The sequence below is a fragment of the Pseudomonas sp. UBA2684 genome (assembly GCA_002354655.1).
Lineage (GTDB): Bacteria > Pseudomonadota > Gammaproteobacteria > Pseudomonadales > Pseudomonadaceae > Aquipseudomonas.
Genome location: DELY01000038.1, coordinates 1 through 6,027 on the forward strand (window position 1 = coordinate 1; position 6,027 = coordinate 6,027).

At 63.4% G+C, this 6,027-nt stretch carries 5 protein-coding genes; 4 read left to right on the top strand and 1 reads right to left on the bottom strand.

The window, feature by feature from the left end:
- Positions 1-58: 58 nt before the first annotated feature.
- On the bottom strand, positions 59-1,150 hold the full coding sequence (apbC, locus tag B3M58_RS12770; RefSeq protein ID WP_296219611.1) for an iron-sulfur cluster carrier protein ApbC: 1,092 nt from the start codon (positions 1,148-1,150) through the stop codon (positions 59-61).
- Positions 1,151-1,364: 214 nt separating this feature from the next.
- Between apbC and metG the strand changes: the two genes are divergently transcribed.
- From metG to rsxC, 4 genes are all read left to right on the top strand, one after another.
- Positions 1,365-3,407: a methionine--tRNA ligase gene (gene metG, locus B3M58_RS12775; RefSeq protein ID WP_296219613.1), complete on the top strand. Its 2,043-nt coding sequence runs from the start codon at positions 1,365-1,367 to the stop codon at positions 3,405-3,407.
- A gap of 159 nt (positions 3,408-3,566) precedes the next feature.
- Positions 3,567-4,151 (top strand): electron transport complex subunit RsxA, encoded by a 585-nt coding sequence (rsxA, locus tag B3M58_RS12780; RefSeq protein ID WP_296219615.1) that lies wholly within the window; start codon positions 3,567-3,569, stop codon positions 4,149-4,151.
- Positions 4,148-4,723 (top strand): electron transport complex subunit RsxB, encoded by a 576-nt coding sequence (rsxB, locus tag B3M58_RS12785; protein WP_296219616.1) that lies wholly within the window; start codon positions 4,148-4,150, stop codon positions 4,721-4,723. Before rsxA ends, rsxB begins: the two co-directional genes overlap by 4 nt.
- Positions 4,720-6,027, top strand: a 1,308-nt coding sequence (gene rsxC / locus B3M58_RS12790) for an electron transport complex subunit RsxC (protein ID WP_296219617.1), incomplete at its 3' end; no start/stop codon positions are given. The genes rsxB and rsxC, both read left to right, overlap by 4 nt.

Genomic DNA, 6,027 nt, shown 5'->3' on the forward strand with positions numbered 1-6,027 from the left:
TAAACCTATTTCAGGACTAGACACGCTCGCCGTGCAAGCGCTGCACGGCGCGAACACCTCAGTCTTCAGATATCACAATGCTCGGCATAGCCTGCGGCATGCCGCCCTGGGCAATACGGGCGCCGACGTTACGCGCGGTCTCTTGGTAGATCATCGCGATCTGGCTTTCTGGATCAGCAATAGTGGTCGGCTTGCCGCCGTCGGACTGCATGCGGATGGCCATCGACAGCGGCAGCGACGCCAGCAGATCGACGCCAAACTGCGCCGCCAGCTTCTCACCGCCGCCCTCACCGAACAGATGCTCGGCATGCCCGCAGTTCGAGCAGATATGCACAGCCATGTTTTCCACCACACCGAGCACTGGAATGTTGACCTTGCGGAACATCTCCACGCCCTTCTTGGCATCCAGCAGAGCCAGGTCCTGCGGTGTGGTGACGATCACCGCACCGGCCACCGGCACCTTCTGCGCCAAGGTCAGCTGGATATCGCCGGTGCCCGGCGGCATGTCGACCACCAGGTAGTCCAGGTCATCCCAGGCGGTCTGAGTGATCAACTGGATCAGCGCACCGGAGACCATCGGCCCGCGCCAGACCACCGGAGTGTTCTCATCGGTGAGGAAAGCCATCGACATGACCTCCACGCCATGCGCCTTGAGCGGCACGAACCACTTCTGATCCTTGACCTGCGGCCGCGTGCCTTCCGGGATACCGAACATGATGCCCTGACTCGGCCCGTAGATATCGGCATCGAGAATACCGACCTTGGCGCCCTCGCGGGCCAGGGCCAGGGCCAGGTTGGCCGCCGTGGTGGATTTGCCGACGCCGCCCTTGCCCGAGGCCACGGCAATCACGTTCTTCACATTGGCCAGCGCCGGCACCTGATCCTGCGCCTTGTGCGCTTCGATCAGGCAGTCGACCTGCACCTGCGCACGCTCGACACCGTCGAGGTTTTCCAGGGCCATTTGCAGCATTTGCGCCCAGCCGCTTTTGAATAGGCCGGCGGCGTAGCCCAGCACCAGGCGCACATGTACCGTACCGCCCTGGATATCGACCTCGCGCAGGCAGCCGGCGCTGACCGGGTCCTGATTGAGGTGGGGGTCGGTGTACTGACGCAGCGCGGCTTCCACTGCTTGACGGGTGATCGTGGACATAAGGGAATCCTGGCAGACATGAAACGGATGGCCGCTATCGTACTCCAGGCACCCAATTCGCGCATGAGCCATGCCCTAGACCCCGCAAGAGCGGCCCGCTCCCACGAAGCACCGCTGAATAGGCGCAGAACCAGCGTGCCTCAACGGGTGAAAAAAACTCGCCGGGCCTTTATAGTGACCGACCTCCGTTTCACTCAGATCAGTGCCGATCCCCATGTCCGAAGCCCGCAAGATTCTCGTTACCAGCGCCCTGCCCTATGCCAATGGTTCGATCCACCTTGGCCACATGCTCGAGTACATCCAGACCGACATGTGGGTGCGCTTCCAGAAGCTGCGCGGCAACCAGGCCATCTATGTCTGCGCCGACGACGCCCACGGCTCGGCGATCATGTTGCGCGCCGAGAAGGAAGGCATCACCCCGGAACAACTGATCGCCAACGTGCAGGCCGAACACACCGCCGACTTTGCCGACTTCGGGGTCAATTTCGACAACTACCATTCGACCCACTCGGATGAAAACCGTGAGTTGTCGGCGGCCATCTACCTGAAGCTGCGCGACGCCGGGCATATCGCCACCCGTTCGGTAACCCAGTACTTCGACCCCGAGAAGGGCATGTTCCTCGCCGACCGCTTTATCAAGGGCACCTGCCCGAAGTGCGCGGCGGAAGATCAGTACGGCGACAACTGCGAAAAATGCGGCGCCACCTACGAGCCCACCGAGCTGAAGAACCCGCGCTCGGCGATCTCCGGTGCCGTGCCGGAACTGCGTGACTCCAAGCACTTCTTCTTCAAGCTGCCGGACTTCGAGGCCATGCTGAAAAGCTGGACCCGCGGCGGCGCATTGCAGGACGCGGTGGCCAACAAGATCGCCGAATGGCTGGATTCCGGCCTGCAGGAATGGGACATCAGCCGCGACGCACCCTACTTCGGCTTTGAAATTCCCGACGAGCCGGGCAAGTACTTCTACGTCTGGCTGGACGCACCGATCGGCTATATGGCCAGCTTCAAGAACCTTTGCGCCAAGCGCCCGGAGCTGGACTTCAACGCGTTCTGGAACAAGGATTCGAGCGCCGAGCTGTACCACTTTATCGGCAAGGACATCGTCAACTTCCATGCCCTGTTCTGGCCGGCCATGCTCGAAGGTGCCGGCCTGCGCAAGCCGACCGCGGTGGCCGTGCACGGCTACCTGACGGTCAACGGGCAGAAGATGTCCAAGTCGCGCGGCACCTTTATCAAGGCGCGCACCTACCTGGATCACCTCAACCCGGAATACCTGCGCTACTACTACGCGGCCAAGCTCGGCCGTGGCGTCGATGACCTCGACCTCAACCTGGAAGACTTCGTGCAGAAGGTCAACTCGGACCTGGTTGGCAAGGTGGTGAATATCGCCAGCCGTTGCGCCGGTTTTATCCACAAAGGCAACAACGGCCTGCTGGTGGCTGGCAATGCCGCGCCCGAGCTGACCGAGGCCTTCCAGGCCGCCGCGCCGAGCATCGCCGAAGCCTACGAGGCCCGCGACTTTGCCCGCGCCATGCGCGAGATCATGGCCCTGGCCGACCGTGCCAACGCCTGGATCGCCGACAAGGCGCCCTGGTCGCTGGCCAAACAGGACGGCAAGCAGGACGAAGTGCAGGCTATCTGCGCCCTGGGCGTGAACCTGTTCCGCCAGTTGGTCATTTTCCTCAAGCCAGTGCTGCCGAAGCTGGCCAGCGATGCTGAAGCGTTCCTCAATGTCGCGCCGTTGACCTGGGATGACCACCAGACGCTGCTGGCCAACCATCAACTGAACCCGTTCAGCGCACTGCTGACCCGTATCGAGCCTGCGAAAATCGACGCCATGATCGAAGCCTCAAAGGAAGACCTGGCCGCCAGCGAAGCCGCTCCAGCAGCGCAAGGCAACGGCGAGCTGAGCAAAGACCCACTGGCCGCCGAGATCGCCTTCGACGCCTTTGCCGCGGTCGACCTGCGTATCGCCCTGATCGAGAAGTGCGAGTTCGTTGAAGGCGCGGACAAGCTGCTGCGCCTGACCCTGGATATCGGCGATGCCAAGCGCAACGTGTTCAGCGGCATCAAGTCCGCCTACCCGGACCCAAGCAAGCTGGAAGGCCGCCTGACCCTGTACGTAGCCAACCTGGCGGCGCGCAAGATGAAGTTCGGCATCAGCGAAGGCATGGTCCTGGCGGCTGGCCCTGGCGGCGAAGAGATCTACCTGCTCAGCCCGGACAGCGGCGCCAAGCCGGGCCAGCGCGTCAAGTAAGGCAAGCCATCGGCGCACCCGACCAGCCGCTGCCACGAAGTGGGCTAGCCTTATAGGCAATCAACAAGCCGGCCAATGCCGGCTTGTTTGCGCCGGGCGGCTTCACGATAATAGGCGCCCATTTTCTACGGCCTTTGCCCGCCCACCACGGTACTCGCAATGACCGAACTCGCCCTGATCATGGTAAGCGCCATCCTGGTCAACAACTTCGTGCTGGTGCAGTTCCTCGGCCTGTGCCCGTTCATGGGCGTGTCGAAGAAGATCGAGACGGCGATTGGCCTGTCCCTGGCCACCACCTTCGTCCTGACCCTGGCCGCCATGTGCAGCTACCTGGTTCAGCAGTACGTGCTCAAGCCGCTGGATATCGAGTTCCTGCGCACCATCAGCTTTATCCTGGTGATCGCCGTGGTGGTGCAGTTCACCGAGATGGTGGTGAACAAGACCAGTCCGCTGCTGTACCGCGTGCTGGGCATCTTTCTGCCGCTGATCACCACCAACTGCATCGTCCTCGGCGTGGCCCTACTCAACGCCAATAAAACCGAGTTCACCTTTATCACCGCCACCGCCAATGGCTTTGCCGCCGGTATCGGTTTCTCCCTGGTGCTGGTGCTGTTCGCCGCCATGCGCGAGCGCATCGCCATCGCCGACGTGCCGAAATCCTTCCAGGGCGCGGCCATCGGCATGATCACCGCCGGCCTGATGTCCCTGGCATTCATGGGCTTTACCGGGCTGATCAAGCTATGAGCCTGATCCTCAGCGCGATTCTCGCCCTGCTCGCCCTGTGCCTGGTGTGCGGCGCCATCCTTGGCTATGCCGCGGTGCGCTTCAAGGTCGAGGGTGACCCGATTGCCGAGCAGGTCAACGCCCTGCTGCCACAGACCCAATGCGGCCAGTGCGGCTACCCGGGCTGCAAGCCCTACGCCGAGGCGATTGCCGGTGGCGACAAGATCAATAAATGCCCGCCCGGTGGCGAGGCGACCATCCAGGCGCTGGCCGACCTGCTGGATGTCGAGGTCGAACCGCTGGACGCCGTGGAAGGCGAAAAGCCGCAGATGGTCGCCTACATCCGCGAAGCCGAATGCATCGGCTGCACCAAGTGCATCCAGGCCTGCCCGGTGGACGCCATCGTCGGCGCGGCCAAGCAGATGCACACGGTGATCGTCAGCGAATGCACCGGCTGCGACCTGTGCGTCGAGCCCTGCCCGGTGGACTGCATCGATATGATCGAAGTCGGCAGCAGCGTGCAAAGCTGGAAATGGGGCAAACCCCTGGCGCCCGGCCAGTTGATTGCCAGCGATCGGGGGCAAGCGGCATGACGGCATTGCACAAACCCGAAGCGCTGATTTGGGACATTCCCGGCGGCATTCACCCGGCCGAGCGCAAGGAGCTGTCCAACCGCACGCCGATCCAGCCCGCGCCGCTGCCCATGCGCCTGATCGTGCCGCTCAACCAACACATCGGCGCCGCCGCCGAACCGTTGGTCGCCGTGGGCGAGCGCGTGCTCAAGGGCCAGTTGATTGCCGCCGCCAACGGTTTTGTCAGCGTGCCGGTGCACGCGCCGACCTCGGGCACCGTAAGCGTTATCGGCCCGCAGCCTTACCCACACGTATCCGGCATGCTCGCCCCGGCCATCGTCATCGACAGCGACGGCCTGGAGCAATGGTGCGAGTTGTCGCCCTGCGTGGATTACCGCAGCCTGGAGCCGAGCCTGGTGCTGCAGCGGATTCGCCAGGCCGGCATCGGCGGCCTTGGCGGTGCCGGCTTTCCCACTGCGGTGAAGCTTACGGCGCGGCCGACGCAGAAAATCCACACCCTGGTGATCAACGGCACCGAGTGCGAACCGTACATCACCGCCGACGACCTGCTGATGCGCGAGCGCGCGAGCGCGTTGGTTTCGGGTATCGAGATCCTCGCCCACCTGATCCAGCCGGATCAGGTGCTGATCGGTATCGAAGACAACAAACCCGAAGCGATTGCCGCAGTACAGGCCGCCATCGGCGAGCGGCCGTTCAGCGTGCGGGTGTTTCCGACCAAGTACCCGTCCGGCGGCGAAAAGCAGCTGATCCAGATACTCACCGGCGTCGAAGTGCCCAGCGGCGGCCTGCCCGCCGATATCGGTATGCTCTGCCAGAACGTCGGCACCTGCGTGGCCATCCATGACGCGGTGATCCTCGGCAAACCGCTGATCTCGCGGATCACCACCCTCACCGGCGAGGCCCTGGCGCGACCGATGAACGTCGAGGTGCTGCTGGGCACGCCGGTGGGTGAACTGCTGGAATTTGCCGGCCTCGACCAAGGCAAGCTGAACCGTCTGATCATGGGCGGCCCGATGATGGGCTTTACCCTGCCCGACTTCGCCGTGCCGCTGATCAAGACCACCAACTGCCTGCTCGCCAGCACCGCCGCCGAGTTGCCAGCACCACCGCCGGCCATGCCCTGCATCCGCTGTGGCGAATGCGCCGAGGCCTGCCCGGCCAGCCTGTTGCCGCAGCAGTTGCACTTCTTCGCCATTGGCCAGGAACACGAGCAGCTCAAGGCGCATAACCTGTTCGATTGCATCGAATGCGGTGCCTGCGCTTACGTCTGCCCGTCGAGCATTCCGCTGGTGCAGTACTACCGC